This window comes from Saccharibacillus sacchari DSM 19268, from assembly GCF_000585395.1.
In the GTDB taxonomy this organism is placed as follows: domain Bacteria; phylum Bacillota; class Bacilli; order Paenibacillales; family Paenibacillaceae; genus Saccharibacillus; species Saccharibacillus sacchari.
In genome coordinates, this window is the sequence record NZ_KK073875.1 from 4218860 (window position 1) to 4243564 (window position 24705).

The 24705-nt window shown below is 53.0% G+C and carries 20 protein-coding genes; 5 read left to right on the forward strand and 15 right to left on the reverse strand.

Translation table 11 applies throughout. The annotated features are described in order from the left end of the window. Window positions 1-19 precede the first annotated feature (19 nt). From SACSAC_RS18245 to SACSAC_RS18260, 4 genes are all read right to left on the reverse strand, one after another. The gene (locus SACSAC_RS18245) at window positions 20-706 is read right to left on the reverse strand and encodes a DUF1266 domain-containing protein (RefSeq protein ID WP_037289054.1); all 687 of its coding nucleotides are present in this window, start codon (window positions 704-706) and stop codon (window positions 20-22) included. Further along, complete coding sequence (locus SACSAC_RS18250) at window positions 706-3336, reverse strand: tetratricopeptide repeat protein (RefSeq protein WP_037289056.1); 2631 nt, start codon at window positions 3334-3336, stop codon at window positions 706-708. Before SACSAC_RS18250 ends, SACSAC_RS18245 begins: the two co-directional genes overlap by 1 nt. A gap of 1 nt (window position 3337) precedes the next feature. Then, window positions 3338-5035, reverse strand: a complete 1698-nt coding sequence (locus SACSAC_RS18255; protein ID WP_037289059.1) for a molecular chaperone HscC — start codon at window positions 5033-5035, stop codon at window positions 3338-3340. 169 nt (window positions 5036-5204) lie between these two features. Continuing rightward, window positions 5205-6662: an amino acid permease gene (locus SACSAC_RS18260; protein WP_051507235.1), complete on the reverse strand. Its 1458-nt coding sequence runs from the start codon at window positions 6660-6662 to the stop codon at window positions 5205-5207. 164 nt (window positions 6663-6826) lie between these two features. Here SACSAC_RS18260 and SACSAC_RS27280 point away from each other — a divergent pair, with 164 nt between their 5' ends. After that, on the forward strand, window positions 6827-7285 hold the full coding sequence (locus tag SACSAC_RS27280; protein ID WP_051507236.1) for a PH domain-containing protein: 459 nt from the start codon (window positions 6827-6829) through the stop codon (window positions 7283-7285). A gap of 297 nt (window positions 7286-7582) precedes the next feature. Here the strand turns inward: SACSAC_RS27280 and SACSAC_RS18270 are convergent, their stop codons facing one another. The 7 genes from SACSAC_RS18270 to SACSAC_RS18300 all read right to left on the reverse strand — a co-directional run bounded on the left by SACSAC_RS18270 (window position 7583) and on the right by SACSAC_RS18300 (window position 16228). Then, window positions 7583-8728 carry a Gfo/Idh/MocA family protein gene (locus SACSAC_RS18270; RefSeq protein ID WP_037293183.1) on the reverse strand — a complete coding sequence of 382 codons (1146 nt, stop codon included), beginning with the start codon at window positions 8726-8728 and terminating at the stop codon, window positions 7583-7585. Between the two features lie 380 nt (window positions 8729-9108). Further along, entirely contained in the window at window positions 9109-10116 is a 1008-nt protein-coding gene (locus SACSAC_RS18275) for a LysR family transcriptional regulator (RefSeq protein WP_084778189.1), read from the reverse strand. Between the two features lie 234 nt (window positions 10117-10350). Further along, window positions 10351-10911, reverse strand: coding sequence for a flavin reductase family protein (locus tag SACSAC_RS18280; protein ID WP_037289064.1), 561 nt, complete (start codon window positions 10909-10911; stop codon window positions 10351-10353). A gap of 133 nt (window positions 10912-11044) precedes the next feature. After that, window positions 11045-12070, reverse strand: coding sequence for a FecCD family ABC transporter permease (locus SACSAC_RS18285; protein WP_037289066.1), 1026 nt, complete (start codon window positions 12068-12070; stop codon window positions 11045-11047). Further along, window positions 12060-13073: a FecCD family ABC transporter permease gene (locus SACSAC_RS18290; RefSeq protein ID WP_037289068.1), complete on the reverse strand. Its 1014-nt coding sequence runs from the start codon at window positions 13071-13073 to the stop codon at window positions 12060-12062. The genes SACSAC_RS18285 and SACSAC_RS18290 overlap by 11 nt, the downstream gene beginning before the upstream one ends. After that, window positions 13074-14108: an ABC transporter substrate-binding protein gene (locus SACSAC_RS18295; RefSeq protein WP_037289070.1), complete on the reverse strand. Its 1035-nt coding sequence runs from the start codon at window positions 14106-14108 to the stop codon at window positions 13074-13076. A 485-nt stretch (window positions 14109-14593) separates the two neighbouring features. Beyond that, entirely contained in the window at window positions 14594-16228 is a 1635-nt protein-coding gene (locus SACSAC_RS18300; protein WP_051507237.1) for an AraC family transcriptional regulator, read from the reverse strand. Between the two features lie 313 nt (window positions 16229-16541). Between SACSAC_RS18300 and SACSAC_RS18305 the strand changes: the two genes are divergently transcribed. Then, a complete protein-coding gene (locus SACSAC_RS18305) occupies window positions 16542-17387 on the forward strand; it encodes an alpha/beta hydrolase (RefSeq protein WP_051507238.1) in 846 nt (281 codons plus the stop codon). 340 nt (window positions 17388-17727) lie between these two features. On the opposite strand, the gene uvsE is transcribed toward SACSAC_RS18305, so the two are convergent. Both uvsE and SACSAC_RS18315 read right to left on the reverse strand, forming a co-directional pair. Next, window positions 17728-18729, reverse strand: coding sequence for a UV DNA damage repair endonuclease UvsE (gene uvsE, locus SACSAC_RS18310; protein ID WP_037289072.1), 1002 nt, complete (start codon window positions 18727-18729; stop codon window positions 17728-17730). A gap of 298 nt (window positions 18730-19027) precedes the next feature. Continuing rightward, on the reverse strand, window positions 19028-19750 hold the full coding sequence (locus SACSAC_RS18315) for a YceI family protein (RefSeq protein ID WP_037289074.1): 723 nt from the start codon (window positions 19748-19750) through the stop codon (window positions 19028-19030). 219 nt (window positions 19751-19969) lie between these two features. Here SACSAC_RS18315 and SACSAC_RS18320 point away from each other — a divergent pair, with 219 nt between their 5' ends. The 3 genes from SACSAC_RS18320 (at window position 19970) to SACSAC_RS27285 (ending at window position 22772) form a co-directional block, all read left to right on the forward strand. Continuing rightward, on the forward strand, window positions 19970-20653 hold the full coding sequence (locus SACSAC_RS18320) for a response regulator transcription factor (protein ID WP_037289076.1): 684 nt from the start codon (window positions 19970-19972) through the stop codon (window positions 20651-20653). Then, window positions 20638-22077: a HAMP domain-containing sensor histidine kinase gene (locus SACSAC_RS18325; RefSeq protein ID WP_051507240.1), complete on the forward strand. Its 1440-nt coding sequence runs from the start codon at window positions 20638-20640 to the stop codon at window positions 22075-22077. The genes SACSAC_RS18320 and SACSAC_RS18325 overlap by 16 nt, the downstream gene beginning before the upstream one ends. Window positions 22078-22448: 371 nt before the next feature. Further along, on the forward strand, window positions 22449-22772 hold the full coding sequence (locus SACSAC_RS27285) for a hypothetical protein (protein ID WP_051507241.1): 324 nt from the start codon (window positions 22449-22451) through the stop codon (window positions 22770-22772). Between the two features lie 208 nt (window positions 22773-22980). On the opposite strand, the gene SACSAC_RS18335 is transcribed toward SACSAC_RS27285, so the two are convergent. Together SACSAC_RS18335 and ssuE are read right to left on the reverse strand one after the other, a co-directional pair. Beyond that, the gene (locus SACSAC_RS18335; RefSeq protein ID WP_037289077.1) at window positions 22981-24033 is read right to left on the reverse strand and encodes an MsnO8 family LLM class oxidoreductase; all 1053 of its coding nucleotides are present in this window, start codon (window positions 24031-24033) and stop codon (window positions 22981-22983) included. Window positions 24034-24089: 56 nt separating this feature from the next. After that, the gene (gene ssuE / locus SACSAC_RS18340; protein ID WP_037289079.1) at window positions 24090-24662 is read right to left on the reverse strand and encodes an NADPH-dependent FMN reductase; all 573 of its coding nucleotides are present in this window, start codon (window positions 24660-24662) and stop codon (window positions 24090-24092) included. Window positions 24663-24705 lie beyond the last annotated feature (43 nt).

Below are 24705 nucleotides of genomic sequence, written 5' to 3' on the forward strand. Positions count from 1 at the left end.
CCGATCTTGGCCTTCTATATTAATTGCCCGTCATACTCTCCCACGGCAAGCTTGGCGGCTCCGGCAGCTCGATCTCCCACTCCAGTTCGCGCCAAGGCGTCGATTCGTCCGCAAGAGGTCCGCGCAAAATTCCCACATTGATCTCCGACAACTCCTCCGAGAGATCGCCTGCCCAGAACTGCCTCCCCGCCATATAGGCAACCGCGTAATCGGGCCAACTCCGATACGAATAACGAGCCCGAACCGCCGTATGCAGCAGACAGATTTCTTCTTCTTCCTCGCCGATATACCCTTCCAGACGCGCGCAGCGAAGGTAAAAGGCCAAGCGCCCCAAATCCCAAGCGGCGATCCCCGCAGGCGGCAGCCGATCCATATAGAGATGCACCGTGTATAGTTCGGCATATCGCTCCATTTCCCGCCTGCTTTCCACATAAGCCTTACGTTGTGCCAACGTCATTCCGCTGAGTTTCACACGCATATCCTGAAAACCGGGATTGTGCATCCCTGCCCACATGCGTTCCGCCAAGTGCCTCATACCTTCCGCATCTGTAATCCCCCATAGGTCTTCCAAAATGCCGGATGAATTGAAATTGGCATTGCGACATGCGGCGGGGGTGTACGGAGGTTGCACTCCGTTTTGCGTCAACAAAGGCGCTCCGAGCGCCGTTGCCCAATCCAAAGCACGTTGATATCCGTAAGCATCCATTACCTATTCCAACCCTCCATTTCATAAGGCCGAACATCGCGCGGCTCTATTCGAATCGGACGAAGCTTCATACTGAACGGCCAGCTCTCCCGGCGCGACGGGCTGCGCATTAACTGGCGGAGCGAAGACGGAATCGAGCTTCGTCCTTCCATTTTTTCCAATCTGGATTTGTAATCGGGATGCGACGGGTTTTCTTCATAAGCTGCACGTGCCAACTGTAGCGCCTCCTCCGTCAGACCGATCTCGAACAAAGCAATCGACAGCAGGCTGGTCACGTCGCCGCGTAACCCTGCATCGTAAGCGCGGCGAAGATGCGGCATAGCCGACTCGTACTCGTCTTTTTCCACCAGCATTGCACCGATATAATAATGAAGCGGCGGATAAAACGGCTCGATCGACGGTCGATTCAGCAATTCACTAATCGCCGACTCCGCTTCCGCTGCACGTCCATGTTCAAATAAAACGCTGATTCGCCGCATTTGCGTCTCGGTATCCTCCGGCTCCAGCGCCAAGATTCGATCTGCATAATCTAGTGCCGACGCCTCGCCGCTAGCTGCCAATTCATCCAATGCAAAACGAAGAATTTCGGGATCATCGGGCGTAACTTCGGCTGCGCGCATAAACGTACCCCGCGCTTCATGGCTCCGTCCCAGCTTGCGGTAAGCCCAGCCTTGAAGCAGCAACAGTTTACCGTCGACCTCTGTCGCCTTTTCCGCCTCGGCCAATGCCTCGGCATATCGGCTTTTACGCAAATACAGCTCGCATAAGGCGACGCGAACAATCGGTGAATCTCCGAAGTTCCGAGCGTGTTCCAGACTTTTCAGCGCTTCGTCATAACGTCTCGTTTGGAGTTCGCATAGCCCTTTCATCCATAGCCAATCAGGATGGATCGAACGGTTAGTCGAAGCACGCTCAAAATCTGCCAGCGCGTCCTCGTACTGCCCCAGCCGATAGCGAATGATCGCCCGTTTGCCGTAATGAACGCCTTCCGGTTTCAAGCTCAACGTGCGACTGATCAATTCCAATGCTTCCTTGTGATGATGCTGGCCGATTGCGCAATCCGCCAATGCAGCCCAGATGATAACGTTCTCGCCTGAAAAAAGGGTTTGCGCGGTTTTGAGGTCTTTTTCCGCAGCCGACCATTGTTCGCACCCGGTCCGGTACAATCCGCGGTGCAACCAGGCATAGTACGCATTTTGCGACGAAGAAGAGCTCAAGTCGACCGCCTGATCCAGGCAGCGGGCGCCTTCCTCTTCGCGGCCCAGTATGATCCACACCCGACCGAGCAGCGTCTTCATTTCACTTGTCGATCCGTACATCGGAGCTTCTGTCAGCAATCGTTCGCAATCCGCATAACGCTCCAACTCAAACAACAACTCCCCTGCCGCAAAGCGTGAATCCCGATCCCCCGGATATCTTTTCAACACTTCAAGCAGTTGCCCGACCTGCATCGCCTGCAAATCAAGCAACCGAATACGCAGTTCAATATCCGATGGTTCTAACAGTAACGCTAAATCGCATACTTGCCGGGCCTCGCCGAAGCGTTCCAATTCGCGAAGGCAGCGTGCCAAGCCAAGCAAAGCCTGCGGATCATTGGGCAAAAGGTCGAGCGCACGCTGAATCAAATCCAAAGCCTCCGCTGCACGCTCCGTTTCCAGAAACCGATCGGCCAAGCGCAGTAACGCATCCCGTTCATTCGGAAAAGCAGCAACCAGCGCCTTCCAATCTTCTTCGGCACGCAAATCCTCGCCGAGCAGATGCAGCGTAGTCGCTCGAAGCCGTAACAAATCCGGATCTCGATGAAACAAAATATACGCCGTATCAAACTGTTCCATAGCCTCGCGAAGACGACCGTTCCCCAGCAAAGCCGCTCCGCGTGCTCGTAAAGACAGAAACTCATCATGCAAAAAATCTTTTCCAAAAGGCAAATACTCGAATCTTAACGCTGCGGGCTGGCGAATCGAATTCAGTACGAACGCAGCAAAATCGGGCGGAACCAGCTTGGCAAGCCCAACCTCGTCGTCTGTCCAATAAAAGATTTGGTCGAGCTTTTGCCAGACGGGTAACGGAAGATGAGGATGCTCCGATAAAAAGGCCAGAACCTTCGGTTGCACTTCTTGCTTGAACGAGAAATTCTGCAATTGTTCGTACTCAAGCAGCTCGTTCCATTTTTCAACTTGGATTCGCTGGGCGTAGTCGTTATATAACTCTTCGAACAATCGAATCAAGCCGTCAGGATCAAGAACGTCAACAGGTTGCTCAGAAACGGATGCGGGCATATCGGTCGGACCCGGATGCGCGGGACTGCCCTGTTCGTCGTTAGTTCTTGTTACCCTGCGCCGCTGCGCCAAACGATTCGCTTCTCCCCAAGCAGGCAGACGCTCTGCGTCATGCTCCCCGTTCGATGCTGCCGCATCATTCGCCGAACCGCCGACGGAATGTGCATCCGCGCGCGCCTGCGATTCCAATGTTTTCGCCTGCTCCAATGCTTCGCCGTACGCTTCGCGCAGACGTTGGAACCCTTCCGGATCATCTTCGGGGTGCGTCTTTTTTAAAAGAGCCGCATAAGCGCGTTTGATCGCCCGGCTGTCTGAGGTCGGCGCTATGCCGAGGATCTGCCAGATTCCCATCTCAACGACGATTCCTTTCAAATTGATTCAAAAACTGCTCCAGCCGGTCGGCTTCCTCGCTGATTTCTTTGGCGTCCTGACGGTTCAAAGCCGCTTCGAAGCGCTGCATCGCCAGTCCGATCCACTCGCGCTCGTCGCCCAGACGTTCTTCATATAACCGATCTCCCCGCGCCAGCAGCAAGCGATTTTTCTCACGGTCTCTCGGGTGCATCTTCAACGTTGCCAACTGCGCCAACCGTCGTTCGATCTCTTCGCGGCTCATAACCCCCGGATTCTCCTCAATCACGATGCGATGCACGTCTTCCAATCCGATCGTTTTGACCTCGACTTCCAAAATGCCGTTGATATCGTAGGTATAACGGATATCGATATCCCGAATCCCGGTGGTTCCCGGCGGAAACTCCACTTCCAGCTCGCCGAGCAGCAGGTTATTGGCGGCCAGACGACTTTCTCCCTGATAAATTTTGACGATGATCCGCCGCTGTTCCTCGTTTACGGTCGAAAATCGTTTCACCCGGCTCACCGGAACAAACGTATTGCGGTCGATGATCGGGCTAAAATGGCCGCTTTCGTATTCGCCCGTTTCGTAAGCCATCGCGACTTCCGTGCCAAGCGTATACGGACACACGTCGGTCATGACCACGTCCTGAAGTTCTTCGCTGCGTTCCTTCATGCCTGCTTGAATCCCCGCGCCTACCGCAATCGTCTCATCGGGATCGATACTGGCGGCAGGCAGACGTCCGAACATGCGGCTGAGCATCGAATACACGACCGGCATACGCGAAGCACCGCCGACCATGACGATTTCGTCAATCGCATTCGCATCAATGGAAGCATCGAGCAGCGCGCGTTCGATCGGTTTGCGCAGCCGCTCCACGAGCGGTTGCGTAAGCTTCTCGAACTTTTCGCGGTCGATACGCAGCTCCTTCGTCTCGCCGCCGATGCCCGCGCGCATCAAGATCGGCTGCTGTCTCGACAAGCCCTTTTTGCCCGACTCCGCCTGATCCCGTAAAAAGGCCAGCGTTTTGCGCTCCAACGAAGAAGCCTCCGTGCCGAACGAAGCGAGGAAATGATCGACGATCACGTTCGTGAAATCTTCGCCGCCGAGATAATTGTCTCCCGCTACCGCTTTGACCTCCATCACGCCGTCGAACAGCTCCAGAATCGACACATCGAACGTGCCTCCTCCAAGGTCGAACACGAGAAACTGCGTTTCCGGCTTCTGCTGATGCAGCCCGTAAGCGATAGCCGCCGCCGTCGGCTCGTTGAGCAGGCGTTCGACTTTCAATCCCGCCAGTTCTCCCGCCATTCGGGTTGCTTTGCGCTGCGTATCGTTGAAATAAGCAGGTACGCTGATCACGGCTTCCGTCACGGGCTCGCCCAGATAGTTCTCGGCATCGGCTTTCAGCGCCCGAAGCACCAGCGCCGACAGTTCTTCCGCCCGGAAGCGCCGATCGCCCAGCCGGACTTCTTTGGCCGTACCCATATGACGCTTGAACGCAGCTGCCGTCATCAACGGATGCGTTAGCAGTCTTTCCTGCGCGATCCGTCCTACCAGAATATCGCCGTTGTCGTCCACGCCGACGACAGACGGGATCAAGCGTTCGCCCAAAACGTTGGGAATCAGCTCGGCGCGGCCGTTTTTCCAGACCGAGACGGCGCTATTGGTCGTACCCAGATCGATTCCGATAATGGTCATGATTATTCTCCACCGTTTCTTTGTATGGGATATGAACAATGTATGATTCCCAGTTTAACAGCACAGTCCTAATTTCGACAAATGAGCGAAAACTCTTCTTTTCCTATAAAAAAAGAAACTTCAGGCTGACCTGCCGAAGTTTCTTTGCATGATTTCGATTTTGACTTTCTTAAGAAGCTTTCGTTCCCGCGCTCTCCGTCTTATCCGATTCTCGTAGCTGCTTGCGCAGCAGCGGATAGAACACGATCCCGCTAGCCAGCAGCAGCACGCCGAACCCGAACGTTTTCCAATCGCCCATCCCCGCATAAACGACCCACACGGAATAAATGGTAGCCAAAACCGCAACGATGCCGTCCGTGCGGCGCTCGCGCGCTTTTGCATAACCTTCGCCCGTCAAAGTCAGTTTAAGCTGGTAAACGGAAGCGATCAGATACGGGACCAGATACGCAAGCGTCGCGACCACGATGATGAAGTCGAACGCCTGAGAAATCGAACCGGAGATCGTCGAGAAAATCAGCAGTTGGCCGAGCGCGTTCGAGATCCATAGCGACAGCTTCGGCATGCCTTTGTCGTTTTCCCGTTTAAAAGGCTGAAGAAAAACGCGCTGCTTGGCCGCTTCGTACGGAACTTCGGCGCTCAGCAGCACCCAACCAATCGTCGATCCGATCAAACTGATCAGACCCAGCGCCGCCAGCAGATAACCGCCGTAAGGTCCGAGTACAGCCGTCATCGCGTCGACCAGCGGATTTTGCGACTGCATCAATTGTTCTTTCGGCAAAAGTCCCATGGTCAGAATACTGATGCCGACGTATAGCACGATCGCGATCAGCAGTCCGGCAAACGTCGCCCGGCTGACATCCTTTTTCCGCTTGGCGCGTGCCGCGAACACGGTTGCCGACTCTACGCCGATAAACGCCCACAACGTCACGACCGCCGCCGCATTGATCTGCGACAACAGCGATGCCGAACGGCCCTCCGCATCGATATGCGCCGCCGCGAACTGTCCCATCGTCGAAGATTGAAAAGCAAACAAAGCAATGATAATGAACAAAGCAAAACCGATGACTTTCGTTGCCGTCGCAATCAGGTTCAACCGTCCGGCTCCTTCGATTCCCCGCAATGCCAAAAAGTGAGTTCCCCACAGCAGCAGCGAGCATACGACGAAGTTCAAGCCATGCCCGATCGTCAATTCGAAGCTCCCGATGTTAAGCAGCACGCTCGCGCTGTTCATGATCGGGAAGAACGTCGATAAGTAGCTGGCGAATGTCGTGATGACGGCCACGAAGCCCGCAATATTGCCGATCCAGTAACCCCAGCTCGACATGAATCCCGACAGCAGCGACAACGCCGGGCTGTTCGGGAACAATTCCTTTGCATAAATCTGCGGTCCGCCGTTCAATTCGGGTTTGCGCAACGCCAAATTGCCGAATACGAGCGCCAGCATCAATACCCCAAAGCCCGTTACGGCCCAAGCCAATACCGTACCTGCCGGACTTGCCGCTTCCGCCAGCGAACGCGGCAGCATGAAAATCCCTGATCCGACCATATTCCCCACGACCAAAGCCGTCAGTACCCAAAATCCCAATGTCTTTCCCTTGCTCAACAAAATTACCCCTTTTCCATCCATGCTCTATCTCTGTACCAGGGAGACGCAAAAAAGCATCCCGGCCTTTCATTATACACTTTTCTCTGGTAAAGCGAAAGAGTAAAAGACAAAGAACAGAAACGAAATTGTACGAAGGCGCTTTCGTCCTGTAGAATAAACGGGAGATCAATGATTCGGAGGCGGGTATGAATAATCGATACAAAAGCGAAAAAGACGTATTTTTCTTCACAATGAATTGGGCCATTATCATCGCGCTGCTGATTCTGGTCTGGATGGGCCTCTCGACCGGAGGTTCGCTGCTGTTCATTCCGATGTGGCTGCTCATTTTGATGTTTGTCGTATCCACCTGGTATATGACCAACTACGAGATCGATAAAGGGCATTTGCGCGTGCGCTCGGGACCGCTGAATTGGAATATTCCGATCGACAAGATCGAGAAGATTCGGCGCAAGCGCAGCATGAGTTCGGGTCCAGCGCATTCGCGCAGTCGGCTGGAGATCACGTACGCGGGCGGCAGCATGTTGATTTCTCCGGTGCGGGAAGAGGAATTTTTGAAGCAGTTGAAGGGGATTAACCGGAAGATCGCAATCGATGTGCCGGATGTGAAGAAGGATGACGGCGCGAAAAAAAACCTTTCCCGATAAGGGGAAGGTTTTCTTCGTTTTGAGGGGGTGGTTCGTTTGGGATGCGCTGCGGGAGAAATTGCCAGCGTAGGCTTCCGAAGTGCATTTCTTCGAAATGCTTAACAAGGCGCTGTCTCACTCGGAAAACTGGATTAAATTTTTAGTAGAAGTTTTCCGAGTTCAAAGGCGCCTTTCACTGAATTTCTCCCTCCGCTCACTTCGTCTCCCAGACCACTCTCTCAAAAGATGCAAGCTTTTGGGTGTTGTAAAAAAGAGCTTTCTTTTTCGGCTTTATTGGCCTTCAAAGATTAGACTTTGCTAGTTTTCGAATTCGTTCAGACTGACCCAGCGTTTTTCAGCAGCAGAGCGCTCAACGGCTTCCAGCACGGCTTGGCATTTCACGCCGTCCGCGAAGTTGGGAACGGGTTGGCGGTCTTCGGCGATTGCTTTCATGAGTTCATGCACTTCATGGGTTACGGTGTGTTCGTAGCCGATGGTGTGGCCTGCGGGCCACCAAGCGTGCATGTAGTCGTGCGCAGCGTCGGTGGCAAGTACGCGGCGGAAGCCTTGGACGTCTTCGGCGTCTTCGGAGAAAAAGACTTCCAGTTCGTTCATCCGCTCGAAGTCGAAACGGACGCTGCCGAGGCTGCCGTTGATTTCGAACGAATTGGTGCTGCGATGGCCGTTGGCGAAGCGGGTCGCTTCGAATGTGCCTAATGCGCCGTTTTGGAAACGTGCCATGAACATAGCGGCATCATCAACTGTAACTTGACCGCGAGGGCCTTCGGTACTGCCTTTTGCGGTGAGTCCGGTCATTTCGGTCGGCATCGGGCGTTCTTTGATGAAGGTCTCGGTCATGCCGATGACTTCATCGAACTCGCCGACGAGGTAGCGGGCCATGTCGATGGTATGCGCGCCCAGATCGCCGAGCGAACCGGAACCGGCGATTTCTTTTTGCAAACGCCAGACGAGCGGGAAATCCGGGTCCATGATCCAATCTTGCAGGAAAAGACCGCGGAAATGATAAATTTTGCCCAGTCTGCCCTCTTCGATCAACTTTTTCGCCAATCGTACAGCCGGAGCGAAACGATAGTTGAAGCCGACCATATGCTTAACGCCGGCGGCTTCTGCGGCGGCCAGCATTTCTTTGGCATCGGCAAGGCTTAACGCCAGCGGCTTCTCGCAAAAGATATGTTTGCCCGCGGCAGCGGCGGCGAGCGCAATTTCCTTGTGCGCATCGCTCGGAGCGTTGATGTCGACCAAGTCGATATCTTCCCTGCTCACAAGCTGACGCCAATCAGTCTCGACGCTTTCCCAACCGAATTGCTCGCCTGCCGCGCGTACCGCTTCCGCATCCCGTCCGCAAATCGCAGTCATCACAGGTTTAGGGACATCCGGCAAAAACATAGGCACCGCTCGATATGCGTTGCTATGCGCTTTGCCCATAAATTTGTATCCGATCATGCCAACATTTACGAAATTGTTCAAGAAAGTTCTCCACCCTTCCGGCATCCGCCAATCTCTGATATCGCTTTCATATATATTGTAGCGAAAAGAGCCTGCCAAAGAAAGTTTTATAGATATAGGCAGATTTTCAATGAAATAACGCGGCTTTTGGCATAACAAAAACGGCCTCCTGTTTGTCAGGGGCCGTTTTTCGCCGAAATAATCGTTTTTATCTAGGGCGGTACGCAAACTCAACGCCATGCATCTTGACCTGCCTTTTCGCCCTCTTCTGGATTCGTACTTAAACCGTGTACGATTCCAGCGACGCGGCGTCATTTTCCCTTGACGTGCCCCGGCACGCCTTCGGAAAAATTCCTTGCCGAGAACGAAAATTCAGCTCAATCTGCTCCTGACGGAGTTTGCGCACACGCCCTAGCCAATGCGCGCGAAATGCCGGATTGCAGCTTGCTTCCGCGCAGCGCATCCTCATCGCCGTGACCGGACAATGGAGACGCCGCCAATTCCCCTTCGCGCACCAGATCTCCGAAGATCGAAGACAATTGACGGGTGATAGCCGAATCGTCCTGCCTAAGCGCGACCAGACTGGTCTGAAGCGCAAATTCGGACAACTCGCGCACGCGCACAGGCGTCAAACGTCCTTCCCGTACTTCTTCGCGCGCGCAAACCGCAGGCAGGAATCCGATTCCCGCTCCGCGCAGGATCAGCTTTTTCGCCGTCTCGGAATTATCGACGTGGAACGCGATCTCCGGCGGCGATTCCAATGCTTCGAACGCGCGGTGAATACGAAGCCAATCGAGCGTTCCGCATTCGAAAAAGACGAGTTTGCGTTCCTGAAGTTCGTCTACCGATACCGATTCTTCGTTGGCGAACGGATGGTCCGAACGAACATACAAGTTGATCGGATCTTCGTAAAAAGCCGCGGTACGCAGCGACGGGTGCATTACTTTGCGGATAAACGCCACCTCGATCTCTCCCGCAAGCAGCCGCTTGACCAAGTCGTCCGTGCCGCCGGTCGTCAGCTTGACGTGGATGCCGGGGCAGCGTTCGTGCAGGCGGGGCAGCAGCTCGGGAATCAGATAATTCGATACGGAGATCGTACTGCCGATTCGAAGCTCCTGCGGCAGTTTTTCCGAACGACGGATATGCTGGCGCCCTTTTTGCAGCGTCTTCAGCATTTCTTGGGCATAAGGCAGAAATTTGCGTCCTTCTTCCGTCAAAACGACCTGTTTGCCGATCCGGTCGAATAATCGGCAGCCGAGCTCTCGCTCCAGCGTCTGGATTCTGGCCGTCACCGAAGGCTGCGATAAAAACAGCGCCTCGGCGGTTTTGTTGAAACTCCCGTAGTGATTGATATAGACGAAAGATTCGATATTTTCGATATTCACTCGGCTGCCCCGCTTTCATTATGATTTTTCCGATGAATTAAGTCGGTTTAATGTATCATAGTGTCCGCGAGCGTTACTGTCAATGGATATTCAAGCGCAAGACGGTATAGAAAAAATCAATAAGAGAACGGAATTACATAATATTTCTATAACCCGTTTTATCCGAACCCTTATTGGAAAACCCTTTACGCCCGCTTTTATTTATAGATTTATTCTATATGTATCTGGATTCCTTTATTTAAGCGGCCAGTATGATCTTGGTTCGGCTTGTTCATCCAATACGCGATACGTGGCACGTCCCATGTATAACGGAAGATTCAGCTTGCTCAAGTCCGGCAGACCGTTTTCGCCAAATACGGAATCGTCCCGATACGCTTGCACAATCTCGCCCACGATCCAATAATGGTCTCCATACTCATGAATATCTTTGACCCGACATTCATAAGCAACATAAGCATCGCGAAGAATCGGTACGCCCGTCTGCTCTCCGTCATCGAACTTAAGGTTCAGCGCACTCAACTTATCGACATCTCGTCCGCTCAGCGTGCCTGCGCCCTGAATCTGTTCGCTGCATGCTGCCGGTAAAAAGTGGACACCAAATACGCCGGATTCCCGAATCAAGCCATAACTATGCGTAGCCTCGCGTAGGGAAATCCCGTAGAAAGCCGGACCTGAACCGATGTAGGAATGCCAACCGGATGCCATCACGTTGCGCTGGTCGCCTAATCGGGACGTCACCACAGCGACCATGCCCGGATACGCATAAGCGAGTTCCCCTTCGACTGCTTTTTTCATACCTACCATCTCCTTATTCGTCTCCTAATTTTTTAAACTCGATTTGCAAAAAGGCTTACCCGTACACATCTGTTTCCAGTGTACAGGCAAGCCGATCCGGGAATCAAATCTTTCGAAAATAGGAAGTATGGGTTTAAGCTCTTGACTTGAACAACAAATAAACGAAATACGGCACGCCGATGATCGAAATGACCACGCCGACCGCAAGCTCCGCCGGAGCAAAAATCGTGCGTCCGATCAAGTCACCAAGCGCAACCATAGTCATACCGACGAGACCTGATATAGGCATCATGTAGCGATAATGAATGCCGACCAGTCTACGGGCAATATGCGGGGCAATCAGGCCGACGAAACCGATGCTGCCCGAGACGGATACGCAGGCCGCAACAAGCCCTACGGCTGCCAATACCAGCCATTGCCGCTCCCGTGTAAGCTTAACGCCAAGCCCCAAGGAGTTATCGTCCCGAAGCTGCATGACATCGAGCGTTCGCGACTTGTACCAAATATACGGCGTCAACAACGCAAACCAGGGCAGCATCGCCGTGATGTACCGCCAATTCGAACGATGCAGACTGCCTGCCAACCAGACGGCTGCGGCCTCGAAGTCGCTCGGGCTCATTTTCAAAGACAAATATAAAGTAACGGCTCCGAATCCCGAACTGACCGCAATCCCCACCAAAATCAACTGCTGCGGATCAAGCCGACCGCGACTTTGCGCGAAGATAAAGATCAGCAACGCCGCTGCCAAGCCGCCTAATAGACCAAACATCGGCATCGCCATAAATGACAGCCAGCCGTCTTTAAAATTCAGACGGTCGCGCAGAAGCAGCATGAACAACACAATCGCCATGCCCGCTCCCGCGTTGATCCCCAACATACCCGGGTCAGCCAGACCGTTGCGCGTGATGCCCTGCACGACAGAACCGGCAATCCCGAGACCGAATCCCACCAGTAAAGCAATCAAGATGCGCGGCAGCCGAAAGTCGAATACGACCAAGTCATGCTCCGGCAGCGGGTTGATCCGCAGCAGCGTACGCAGCACGTCTCCCACGGACATATCAAAAGTACCGTTCGTTACGCTCACATACACCGTCACCAGAATCAGGGCAAGCGTAGCGGTCACCACCAGCGTAAGGCGGCGCGGCGTGTTAAAGCGCATTGGCACGCCCTCCCTTCCGCTTGATCAGATACAGAAAGAAGGGTACGCCGATCAAGGAGGTTACGACGCCGATCGGAGTCTCATACGGCGCATTGATAAAGCGGCTGGCAATATCGCACCAGACGAGGAACAAGCCGCCGACAAACGCGCTGCAAGGAATGATCCACCGATAATCGGTTCCGACGAAAAAGCGGACGATATGCGGAACCAAAAGTCCGACGAACGCGATTTTCCCCGCCAAAGCAACCGAGATTCCTGTCAAAATGACCACGGCCAGCATCGAAAGACCTTTTACCAACGCGGTGCGCTGCCCCAGTCCGGCCGCAATATCGTCGCCCATCGACAATACCGTAATCGAACGCGACAAACCGAGCGCAAGCGCGATCCCCGCCACGGCGAAAGGAATCGCGAGTTGGATCAATACCGGATCCATCTGATCCAGGCGTGCGTTGTACCAGAAACTAATCGACTGGGAGACTTGAAAATACATCGCGGCCGCTTCGGCAATACCGCTCAAAAACGTGCCGATAATCGTACCCAGAATCGCCATGCGCACCGGGGAAGTCCCGTTCGGCAGCAGCCAGGCCAGACCGAATACGATACCCGCTCCGATCGCCGAACCTGCCAGAGAGAATAGAATCGTCCCGAAATTCGAGGTTCCAGGCAGCAAGATCATACATAACGTCACGGCCATGACCGAGCCGTCGGAGACGCCCATAATCGAAGGCGAAGCCAGATAATTGCGGGTCATCCCTTGCATAATCGCACCCGACATCGCAAGAAAAGCACCAATCAGCAACGCGCCGACGGCACGGGGAATGCGCGACTGGGTGATAATCTGATGATCGATCTGATCCGGGTTAAAATGAAAGACCGCCTCCAGGACGGTGGAGGCGTCTATATTTTTGGCACCGTATAGAACCGACACCGCCAAGGTGATGACGATCAGCGCAGGCGCGACCGTCGTCAGCACAAGCGGATGGATTCTTCTTCTGCCTCCCATTTACTCGGACAGTTTCTCGGATGCTGCTTTCAGGAACTGATCTCGGCTCCAGGCAGGTCCGCCTTCGGACAACGGGTTCATCAGGTTCACGAACATTTTTCCGTCCTTATGAGCTTTCAACTGTTGAATGATCGGGTTGTTTTGCAGATCTTCAAGCGCGGCAGGCGCTTTGCTGTTTTCATTTTCGGAGAACTGAAGGAACAGGTAATCCGGGTTGATCTCCGCCAATTGCTCGACCGAAATCTCTTGTTGCGCTTCGGCCGATGCGATGATGTCCGGTACTTCGATACCCAGATCGCCGTACAGAATCGCGTTTACGAAAATACCGGCCGGATAGACGAACAGCGAGCCTTGACGAACACGCACAGCCAGCACTCTTTTGCCTTTGATCTTGGTTCCGATCTCTGCTTTGGCCGTCTCGACGTCAGCCGCATATTGATCGATGGCCGCTTGAGCTTCCGTTTCTTTGCCTGTCAGTTCGCCCATAAGTTTCAGGTTATCCTGCCAGTCGTCCGAAATATGCGAAACCAGGATGGTCGGCGCGATTTTTTCCAGTTGAGCCAGCGTTTCTTCCGGGAACTTCGTAGAACCCAGAATCACATCCGGCTTCAGCGACAAGATGGTCTCGAAGTTCGGCTCTGTCTTCTCGCCGATCGACTGCGCGTTGTCCGTGATCGATGCGAACTGCTCCGGGAATTCGCCTGCGTAAGTGATCGCGCCGACCGGATGAATATCCAAGGTTACGGCGTCTTCCATCGCTTCCATAGCGCCAGTGATCACGATGCGTTCTGCTGTAGCAGGAACCGTGTACTCTTTACCGAGGTATGTAATCGTACGGTCACCCGTTGCCGCTTCGGAAGTCGTTTCCTCTGTAGCTTCGTCGGTTGTTGCGGCTTGCGTACTGTTGTCCGTCGTTTCGGCCTGCACCGCCGGTTCGGCCGAAGTTTGCGCCTCGTTGTTACCGCAAGCGGCCAGTAGTCCTACCGTCAGGACCAGGACAAACAGAATGGATAATGTTTTGAATCGTTGTTGCATGATGATTGCTCCCCTTTCGAATCTTCTTTTTATGATAATGATTCTCATTACCAAATCATAAAGCCCTACCCTTTTCAAAACCATGCACAATTCTACGAAAAACAATGGACGATCCTCCGTCAGCGCGGAAAATCGTCCATATAAACATAACTTTACATTAGAATGAGACAAACTTGTATCAGCAACGTGTCCAGAAAGTCTAACGTAGCTGGAAGACAGAAGGCGGAGAGAGAAATTCAGTGAAGGAGCTGAAGCATTTCGAAGAAATGCACTTCGGAAGCGTATGCTATAGCTCGCCTTTGAAATCGGGAAAATTCAGCTAAAAATTTAATCCCTTTTCCCGATTTCAACACGCGACCTACAGGCTTTCGGAGAAAGCCACTTCGTAAGCATCCGCTAACGAATTTCTCTCGCAGCCTTCTGTCTTCCCCGCCGAAGTGACTTTCTCGACAAACGGATAGGCACGCTTGTATCATTTACCTCTCTCAAAAAAGCCGCGCCGCCTCGCGCAGTACCCGCTTATGGGCACTTGGCGAACACTCTCTCCAAGGATCGGAAGGTAAGATGTGAACTCTTCCCGTACGCACCGCGTGTAGTTCCGCCCATTCCGGTGACTGGCGCACAACATCCCAGCCGGGAAGCGTCTCCCCCTCTTGGCAAACCATCAGCAAGATTCGATCCGCTCGAAACGAACTCAACATCTCCAGATTCATCGCATGGCCTTCTTCATAGCGCGAAGGCAGCGGAGGCAGATTAATGCCCAGATCTTCGCGCAATACGCCTGCCGCCGAAGAAGCTCCTGCCGAGTAAAAATCTCCACGCCAGAAACGGAGCAACAGCGTACGTTCGCCCCGTCTACGTTGACCAATCGAACCGCCGATCGTTATCGCCGCTTCCCGATACGAGGCCAACCAGCGTTCAGCCGCTTCCGTCTCGCCTAGCGCAGCTGCCGTCTGCTTTAGCGTCGTCCGCCAATCCTCTTCGGGTCTAATGTAGATGACCGGAGCAATCTGTTCCAATCGCTCTTTTTCTTCCTTAGAAATCAAACTGCTGCATACCATATATTCCGGACGGCTTTCTTCCAATCGCTTCAGATTTCCTTGCCAATCCGCGCCCAATTTATACCCGTCTAGATGTACCGGAATATCCGCGGCATAACGGCTATGATAATAACTGGTCCATTTCGGATGAAGCGGAGCCGCATAAGGCATTACACCTAGAGCCAGTAAATAACCCGTCGATGTCGTGCAATACGCGACGATTCGGCGTGATCGGCTCTTGATATACGCGCTCGGCGTTACTCCAGTCTCCTGCTTGAAGCGGCGACTGAAATAAAATTCATCATTATAGCCTACTTGTTGGGCAACCTCCCGCAATTTGAGTTCGGAATTTGCCATTAACCGCTTGGCGCGGCGAATCCGCAGATCCGTCATATATTCAACCACGCTTTTACCGTAGCGTTTCTTAAACTGATCCACATAATAATTGCGGCTTAAGCCAGCCATGCCTGCCAACTGTTCCAATTTCAGCGGTTCGCGATAATGTTCGTCGATAAACGTCTTGGTCTGCTGCATCAGTACTTGGGAATCATACTCCGGGGAAGCCGCTGCGGACGCCCAATCGCTCACAAGTTCCAAAAACTCAGCCCTTGCCTTCATCCGTTGCGCGGCACCCTTGCTTGTCCAACGACGCCAGATCGATTCGGCTGCTGCCTGTAACCGACCACCCGGCAGCATAACCTCGCCCGTGTCGACTCTGGGCCAGGCTTCTGCCGACAAGGCTTGTAATGTTCCCGGATGCGACTCTTCCTCCCGAAATACGTCAAACGAAATCAAAAAAGCGCCAAATCCGACCTGCGAACCGCCTTCGATGCCAAACGTCCGCTCAGGCGCAAACAACCGAAGGGAACCCGCACGAAGCGGTGCTCGTCCCGATTCACTCACTACCGTACCTTCTCCCTCCACACCTGCAATCCACACATAAGAAGAAGTATGCCGCTGCGGTACACCCAACTGTGAGCGGTAATCAATACGTTCAATTCCGTTCAGACGAAAGATCAGATCCTCGTGCAAGACGTTTGTTTCATGCTGTACTGGACCGCCTTTAACTTTGAAAACCATCGCAATTGCTCCTTTCTCTTCGGCTTCTGTCAGATTCTCGCTTGCCTGACTTTATCTACACGGATCTCTGTTTCCAGCATCCGGATGAGTTCTGTGACTAAAACCCAATGAATGATAACGATTCTCATTGAAATCTATTCTCACTCTACCTGCCGGGAAAGGCGTAGTCAATGCTCTCTAACGTTCTCGTCGGTAGATCGTCCATTGTCCGACGGAACATCGTCCATGTATAAGGCTTGCTCCCAGCGCTATACTCGGATGAAGCAGCTTTTATAATGAATGATTCATATTTATCGTATAGGAGGAACTTTTTATGAACTCAAGCTTCACTATCCCCCCGAGCCGATCCGGCGACGCTCACTCGCCGATCGAACTGCGCGGTACAAGACAGTTCGCTCTGTACTCCGCCGAAGGACGCGAATATCGGATTCTGATGTCTATCCCGGATCGGGAAGCTCCCGCTTCCGGCTATCCGGTCATCTATATGCTCGACGGACACGCTACTTTCGCTACAGTCATCGATGCTGAACGCGCCCAATCTCGCCGCGCCGAAAAAACGGGCGTTGCGCCGTCCGTCATCGTAGGCATCGGCTATCCGAGCGGGCTTCCTTTTTCCTCGGAACGCAGTTACGATTACACGTTGCCCGTCCCGGTCGAAAACCTGCCCGCTTCCCGAGACGGCAAACCTTGGCCCGAACATGGCGGAGCCGACATTTTTCTAACCTTTATCGAGAACGTACTAAAGCCGAAAATCGAAAGTATCCTCCCGATCGATCGCAGCCGCCAAACGCTGTTCGGCCATTCTTTCGGTGGATTATTCACGCTACATACATTATTCACCCGTCCCGAAACTTTCCGCTGCTACATCGCCGGAAGCCCTTCTTTACACTGGGCAAGACCGTTGATTGAAGAGGAAAAACAAGCCTTTATCAAAAAACTGCATACTGAAAAGCACGAGCTAAACCTCCTGATCGCCCTCGGCGAACTGGAAGGCGATCCTCCCCATCATATGGTCCAAAACGCACGCGCCCTATACGACCGTCTCGAACCGCTGCGCGAATACGGCCTGAACGTTAATTTCCGCTTATTCGAAGGCGAAAATCACGGCTCCACCTTGCCCTCCATAGTCAGCCCGATGCTGAGAACGGCGGCTTTGTAGACTGCCTTCAGCAAACGCAACCATATGTTCATTCAAAGCAAGCTGAAGCTCCCTCGTTAATCGTTTTTTACATTAAAAAGAACAGCCAATAAATCTTTGGCTGTTCTTTCTGTACATTTTTCTTTTAGCTTGTCCTTTCCCTAAAGTGAAGAAGTTCATGCCCGTGCGTAGTCAGCGGAGAGAGAAATTCAGGTCAAAACGCCTTTGAACGCGGAAGGCCGAGGGCCTGACAAGTGAGACAGCGTTTGGTGAAGCATTTCGAAGCAATGCACTTCGGAAGCATAGGCTGGAAATTTCTCCCGCAGCGCATCCCCGCACCGCCCCCAACGCCTTCACTGTCTCACACATCAACTTCAATTTTACCCCCGCTCAAAATCTTCACGCCATCACCTTGATACGCTTCAAAATCCTTCATCAGCTGAAACAGCGCCCGATCTTTATGCTTCGCTTCCAGCATCACGTCGATCTGCGGAGACGTTTTGGCTGCTTCACGCAAGAAGTCCAGTAGCGGTCCGACCTTCACGCCGTCCGCATGACTTCGTCGATCCGTCTCGCTTTTCGGGCTGGAAGCATGAATCTTCGGCGGTAAATGCTCGCCTTCCGGTACATCTGTACGAGCGAGCGGCGACTCCCAGGTTTTCGCTACCTCCGGCCACCAGTCCGAAGCCGGTTCACCGATACTATTCGTCCAATGATGATGAATATCCAGCACCATCGGCAGACCTGTGCGTTGTGCGGCTTCCAATGTTTCGCCGACCGTGAATGTCTTATCGTCGTTTTCCAGCGTAATCCGGCTTTGTATATCCGGGTCCAGCTCTGCAAAATGCTCTACAAATCGATTGGCTGCTGTAGGCTTATCCCCGTACGCGCCGCCGATATGGATATTATTTTTCGAGCGCGCATCCAGCCCCATCGCTTTGAGCATACGGACGTGATAGCGCAGATCCCGAACCGACGACACGAGTACCTCCGGTCGCGGCGTGCTCAGCACAGTGTAGTGATCAGGGTGAAAGGACACTCTCAAATTATGCTTGCGCACATAGGCTCCAATCTCTGCAAAAGGCTCGGCCAGCGCGATAAACGGGTCCCAATCCTGGAGATCGGCATGCGTGGCAAGCGGAATCAATTTGGAGGAGAAACGATACATTTCGATTCCTTCTGCCACATTATGTCTCAGCAGCCGCAGCGTATTATGCAGATTGACGGCAGCGATCCGTTCCAGCTCCCGCAGTCCGGCTTCGCGGTCCGGCAGCTTGGCGAAGCGTGCCATGGTCATCGTTTTCGAAGGTGAAGAATCCTGAATTTCAAGCGACATTGCGACATATCCAAAACGAACAATCATTAGCAGCTTCCTTTCTCATACCATGACCGCTTAAGAGGTTAGGTTACGTCCCTCGAAAACCCGCTTGAACCGTGCGTGTTTCCGATGAACGCAACCCTTAAATTTGATGCGGTCAAGTTAGTAGGTGTTCTACTTAGAACATACCGCAAAGAAGCTTGTCGGAATCAGCATGGACATGCGATCCTTTTTTCTCGAAGCAAAAACCCTGCCGCAAATCGCGACAGGGCCTTGGTATAACCTAAAGTTCCGACTTCCTCAGGAGGACATTTTGCAAGCCACCTGAAGATTTGGTTCCTGCTTATTTTTCAAGCGTCAGTTCCAATTGGACGTTAATATCGTTCTCTGTGCTCAGTACAACGGAGTGCGGGTTCGCCAGACCGAAGTCCTCGAAAGTTACGACCGTCGTGCCCGACAGCAGCAATTTCCCGTCTTGGTACGAAGCTTTTGCGTCAAATGTCACAGGCTTTTCGATGCCTTTGAGCGTCAGCGTTCCGTCCAGGGTAAAGTCGTACACTTCGCCGTCCGTCCATTCTTGCGGCAGTCCCTCGAACGCGGTTGCCGTGAATGTCGCTTGCGGGAACTGGCTCATTTGGAAATAGTCATCGCTCTTGATATGGTCGTCGCGCTGCGCATTGCCCGAATCGATGGCATCGATCTCGATAGCGCCGCTGCCTTTCATTTGCGTCGCGTCCGCTACGTTGACATCCCAGGTTCCGCTGACTTGGTCGTCGACGAAGTTAACCGTCTCTTGGGAAGTCGTGACGGAGAAATACACTTTGGACGCGTCCGCGATGTTCCAGGTTCCGTTCAGATCTTCTGCGGCTACTGCCGCTCCTGTACTAGCCGCTTCAGCCGTCGTGCCCGAGGTCGATTCCGTATTCGCCGCCGCTTGCGTAGGAAGCACGCTTTCGATTTCCACGTTGTTGCCCAAATAATTCGTCATAAACGCATAAGTGGCACCGCCGCCGATCACCACGACCGCCGCCGCGGCAATAATCCAATTTCTCGCTTTTTTATTCATGATTTTCTCCTCCTGTGAATCTGTTTTTCGGTATCATACCAGCCCAATGTGTCGGGAACATGTCAAAGGGCTTCTTTTGAAAATTTGTTCTCAAAATCGTTACAATTGACCTAAAAACCCTTGCCCTGCGCCGTTTTGTTTGTAGAATAGAAGCCAAGGATGCATACAGCCCGGAAGTCGAACATGACAAACGGGCCGCTCCGAAGGGAGGAAACAGTCGTGACGACGATTTTAATTATTGAAGACCAGGAAGCGATCGCTCGCGTGCTCGCTGCCTATTTAAAAAAAGCAGGCTTCGGCGTTGAACGAGTATCCGATGGCCGATTAGCTATGCATAAGTTCGAAGAAACGCAGCCTGCCCTCGTATTGCTAGACATCATGCTTCCGGGCATCGACGGTTGGGAGCTGCTTGCGGAAATTCGCAAACGCGGCTCATGCCCGGTCATTATGCTTACGGCGCTGGGTGACATCGATTATCGACTGAACGGGCTAAACGGCGGCGCCGATGATTATATGACCAAGCCGTTCGTACCCGAAGAGGTGGTCGCCAGGGTGAACGCCGTGCTGCGCAGACGCCCCGTATATAGCGGGACCGATGCCAGTAAAAGCTTCGGAGGTCTGCTGATCGACTCCAACGCCCAGCGGGTATCGCTCAATGGTGCAGAAGTTCCTCTTACGCCCCGGGATCTATCGCTGCTCATGTTCTTGTCCGAACATCCGAATCGAATGTTTACGCGGGAGCAATTGATTGAACACGTATGGGGCATGGACTATGAAGGAAGCGATCGCGCAGTTGACTTGTCGATTAAAAGACTGCGTCAAGCGCTATCGCATTGGCCGCCGGAAAACGGCGAGATTCGCACTTTACGAGGAACGGGGTATCAATTTTGGATCGCAGAATGAATCATCTCAGCAAAATGCCCTGGCCGCGCAAGGATAAAAAGCCGCGTAAGCGCAGGGCAACTTCCATACTCACTTATTGGACGCTACGCTACTTTCTGATTTTGTTCGCAGCCTTGGCGATCATTGCGGGCGGCGCTCTGTACGGCATCCGCGAGACCGCCATGGAAAATCGCTCGCGCACGGCGGCCATGCTCGGACAAGAAGTCGCCGATCGGGTGAAAAACAGCGACGGCACCGTCCACATTCCGGATAATTTGAACGCCATTTTGGACGAGCGCATGGGATTGTTCAACATGAATCTCGACGTCTGCCTATTGGTCGCCGATCCGGCAGGTAATGCTTTATTTACAAGACCGCAGATGACCGAACGGCAAGTCGAGGAGAAGCTTGATCCGAATCCGCGCTCGGGCGAGCCGGAATATCAACTGGTTCGAACGCCGATTATGGAAAACGGCGAAGAGATCGGCGGCGTGTATATCAGCCAGTTCCGGAAAACGCCGGCTTACAGCTCTCATGAACTTATGATCTTCGCCGGACTCTTCGGCGTATTGGCTTTGTCCGGCTGGTTCACGATTTATCTCCTCTCGCGCAAACTCTCCCGACCGATCCGTCGCGTAGCAGAAAGCGCAAGGCAGATTCGGAACGGTCACTACGATGTTGAATTGGAGGTCAAGACGGGCGAACGCGAACTTCTTGAGCTGGTTGACTCTTTCCGCGGAATGGCGGGACGTCTGCATCAGCTTGAAGAATGGCGCGAACTCTCCTTGGCGGGCGTCACCCACGAATTGAAAACTCCCGTCACTTCGATCAAGGGACTGGTGATGGCTGTACGGGATGATGTCGTAAGCGGTGAAGAAGCCAAAGAGTTCCTTGATATTGCTCTTCAGGAATCGAACCGCATGGAAAGAATGGTCGCCGATCTGCTGGATTACAATGCTTTTTCTTCGGGCAATGTCGAGGTACGCAGAGATCGGCTTGATCTCAAGTTGCTCGTATCGGAGATCGTTTACCAGTGGAAACTTCCCCATGAATGCGACTCGATCGAAATCGACTATGCGTTTCCTGACGAGATGGTCTATACCACAGGCGATGCGCTCCGCATCCAACAAATTGTCGTTAATCTGCTCAATAACGGAATGCAGGCCGCGCATCCGGATCGCCCTCTCCGCCTGCATATTGCCATCAGCGAATCTAACGGTCGAATCGATGTAGAGGTTGCCGACAACGGTGCGGGAATCGAAGAGTCGGATCGCGATTATATCTTCGATCGATTCTTCCGCAGCGAAAAGAAAAAACGGCAGACTCGCGGACTTGGCCTGGGTTTGACCTATAGCCGATTATTGGCACGCGCGCAGGGCGGAGAACTTCAACTACGTTCAAGCGGGCCGTCGGGGACAACTTTTTCGCTCCAACTTCCTATATAGGACATTAAACCTATTATTTTCGCGAAAAAGGTCTTACAGCTTGAACATAGAACTGCAAACATTCACATTCAACGATCCGATTATTAAATCGGATCGTTTTTTTATAAGATTACGAATTTCCCTGCAATAAAACCAAATAAACCAGGCCTTCCTTCGACATTCCCGATCTCGTTTTGTGTCGAATCTGTGAAAATAGGAGGTTAATAGGTCTTGCGGACTGCGACTATAGGTAGTATTATGGGTCTACAACCTACTGAACACATAATCCGAATGAGGTGACCCAGATGACCCTTTTGGTCGATTATTGCCCAAAGTGCGGAACAATTTTCCAAAAAAACGCTCGAAACCTATGTTCTTCTTGCAGCAGCCAGATGGATCATCATCTGAACCGCTGTTTGGATCACCTGTGGATGCGCCCGCGAAGCACGACTAAAGAACTAGCCGAAGCAACCGGCGTATCGCCGACTGAGCTTCATACTTTTATCAAATCCGGACGTTTGTCCTCTTCTTCTTATTCGAATCTCACTTATCCGTGCGAGTCCTGCGGCCATGATACACGCAGCGGACGACTATGCGGTTCCTGTATGGGCGTGTTCCGCGAAGCGGGAAAACCTCAACCGGATCCCCAAGCTCCTGCGCGTCAGGTGATCGTCAAAACAACGACGAAAATGATGTATACTTCTCGCCATCGTTAAACGGCAGCCTGAATATGCGATTTCATCCATGACCTGCAACCCGACTCTTTATCGAGTCGGATTTTTCTTTTTGCAGACCGTCTCTTTCATGTCGTTCCCTTGTTCAACGCCAAACAAAACGGGCCCATTCCCCTTTTCTATCCAAGGAGTAAGCCCGTCTTATGCATGCTTTTCATTATTATGACCCTAAGCGATGAACCCTCTAAACTTAGACGGCTTCGATTGACGACACTTCAGCTTGATCGGTCTCAATCTCAGTCTCGAAGTAACTTTTCAACAACTCATACGAGTGGATACGCTTGGCAAAGTCGCGAATCGGACTGGTGACAATCAATTCCTCCACTCCGCTACGCGCAGCCGCTTCACGCAGGCGACGACCGACGCTGGCGGCCGAGCCTTTAATCAACGGTGACGGCACATGCTCAATCCGGTATTCCTCGCCTGACTGCTTGCCGAACTCCTCCGCTCGCTCCCGGTCGCCTATCGTAATTTTACGCCCGCTGGCGAGAATCGTTCGGAACAAGTCACTTTCAACCGCGATACCTTCCGCCTCCTCATCGGTGTCGGCCGCGGCGGCGGATACGGACAAGATCGACTCCGGCTGCGAACCATCCACGGATACGAATTTTTCCCGATAACGCTGCAATGCGACTTCCGCTTGATCCAGATCGCCATTGATGAACAACGAGAATACATACGGAAGACCCAACTTGGCTGCGAGGTCCGCGCTGTCCGCGCTTGCGCCGAGCACATAGAGACGAGCAGGCTGCTCAGGCAAAGGTTCCGCACGAAGTCCTTCCAATGGATCACCTTCACCCGGGTCGATCCCATGCAGATAATTGCGCAATTCTTCAAGCTTGCCCGAGAGCGAAGCATCTTCCTCCGGTGCTCCTCTGCGCAATGCCAGCGTAGAGCGCGGCAAGCCGCCCGGCGCGCGACCTACGCCCAAATCCAGACGATTCGGCTCCAGGTTCGCCAACACGTTGAAGCTTTCCGCTACTTTGTACGGGCTGTAATGCTGAAGCATAACGCCCCCCGAGCCTACCCTAATTCGTTCCGTGGAAGCGAGCAGATAAGCAATAAGCACCTCCGGCGACGAACCCGCAACCGAACGCGAATCATGATGCTCGGATACCCAGAAACGATGATAGCCCAACGCGTCCGCACGACGTGCCAGCTCTACCGTATAACGTAATGCCCGTTCGGGCGTATCGCCTTCAAATAATGGGGATTGATCCAAAATGCTCAGCTTAATGCCCATACTCTCTCCTCTTTCCTTTTCCTGATAAATGAATGGTCTAAGCGATATCTTTACAGCTAAACACGTACCCCGGGTAGTTCGGCAGGAACGCTTTCCCGTCTAGCGAGTTCAAGTGCCAGTTCGGACAAGGAACGTTCAAGTCGCGATTGCGTCTCCGCAGACAGGATATATCCGCCTTCGGGACGGCGCTCGATTTCCCGGTCCACGCTGTAGACGCCGCCGAGAATATTGCGCGCGGCCAGTGCGTTCAACACTGGCTTGAGCGAGTAATCGATCGATAGCAGATGCGCGATCGTTCCGCCGACGAAAATCGGAAGCACGGGTTTGTCTCGTAATCCCTCTTGAGGAATCAAATCGAGGAAAGTCTTCAGCACCCCGGAATAGGAAGCTTTGTAAACCGGGCTGGCGAAGACGACCGCGTCTGCCTCTTCGACTTTGCGCAGCGCTTCGCGAATTTCGGCTCCGGCGAAGTTGGCGGTTACGAGGTCGGCAGGCGGAAGTTCAACGATATGCAGCAATTCGCTGGCAAACCCTTCTTCCGCCAATCTTCCCTGCAAATATTGAACCGGACCGTATAGACGGGACGATAGGCCGGGGCTTCCGGAAACGATCAGAATTTTTTGCGTCATGGATGATTCCTCCTCGGGTAAGTGGGATTTCTTATCAGACCGT

What these genes read in the sequence shown, in the direction of transcription:
- SACSAC_RS18245 (WP_037289054.1), bottom strand. Translation starts at nt 706, where the DNA reads ATGGATGCTTACGGATATCAACGTGCTTTGGATTGGGCAACGGCGCTC.
- SACSAC_RS18315 (WP_037289074.1), bottom strand. Translation starts at nt 19,750, where the DNA reads ATGAATAAAAAAGCGAGAAATTGGATTATTGCCGCGGCGGCGGTCGTG.
- uvsE (WP_037289072.1), bottom strand. Translation starts at nt 18,729, where the DNA reads ATGATTGTTCGTTTTGGATATGTCGCAATGTCGCTTGAAATTCAGGAT.
- SACSAC_RS18250 (WP_037289056.1), bottom strand. Translation starts at nt 3,336, where the DNA reads ATGGGAATCTGGCAGATCCTCGGCATAGCGCCGACCTCAGACAGCCGG.
- SACSAC_RS18300 (WP_051507237.1), bottom strand. Translation starts at nt 16,228, where the DNA reads ATGGTTTTCAAAGTTAAAGGCGGTCCAGTACAGCATGAAACAAACGTC.
- SACSAC_RS18295 (WP_037289070.1), bottom strand. Translation starts at nt 14,108, where the DNA reads ATGCAACAACGATTCAAAACATTATCCATTCTGTTTGTCCTGGTCCTG.
- SACSAC_RS18285 (WP_037289066.1), bottom strand. Translation starts at nt 12,070, where the DNA reads ATGCGCTTTAACACGCCGCGCCGCCTTACGCTGGTGGTGACCGCTACG.
- SACSAC_RS18305 (WP_051507238.1), top strand. Translation starts at nt 16,542, where the DNA reads ATGAACTCAAGCTTCACTATCCCCCCGAGCCGATCCGGCGACGCTCAC.
- SACSAC_RS18280 (WP_037289064.1), bottom strand. Translation starts at nt 10,911, where the DNA reads ATGAAAAAAGCAGTCGAAGGGGAACTCGCTTATGCGTATCCGGGCATG.
- SACSAC_RS27285 (WP_051507241.1), top strand. Translation starts at nt 22,449, where the DNA reads ATGGATCATCATCTGAACCGCTGTTTGGATCACCTGTGGATGCGCCCG.
- SACSAC_RS27280 (WP_051507236.1), top strand. Translation starts at nt 6,827, where the DNA reads ATGAATAATCGATACAAAAGCGAAAAAGACGTATTTTTCTTCACAATG.
- SACSAC_RS18270 (WP_037293183.1), bottom strand. Translation starts at nt 8,728, where the DNA reads ATGATCGGATACAAATTTATGGGCAAAGCGCATAGCAACGCATATCGA.
- SACSAC_RS18335 (WP_037289077.1), bottom strand. Translation starts at nt 24,033, where the DNA reads ATGGGCATTAAGCTGAGCATTTTGGATCAATCCCCATTATTTGAAGGC.
- ssuE (WP_037289079.1), bottom strand. Translation starts at nt 24,662, where the DNA reads ATGACGCAAAAAATTCTGATCGTTTCCGGAAGCCCCGGCCTATCGTCC.
- SACSAC_RS18255 (WP_037289059.1), bottom strand. Translation starts at nt 5,035, where the DNA reads ATGACCATTATCGGAATCGATCTGGGTACGACCAATAGCGCCGTCTCG.
- SACSAC_RS18260 (WP_051507235.1), bottom strand. Translation starts at nt 6,662, where the DNA reads ATGGATGGAAAAGGGGTAATTTTGTTGAGCAAGGGAAAGACATTGGGA.
- SACSAC_RS18290 (WP_037289068.1), bottom strand. Translation starts at nt 13,073, where the DNA reads ATGGGAGGCAGAAGAAGAATCCATCCGCTTGTGCTGACGACGGTCGCG.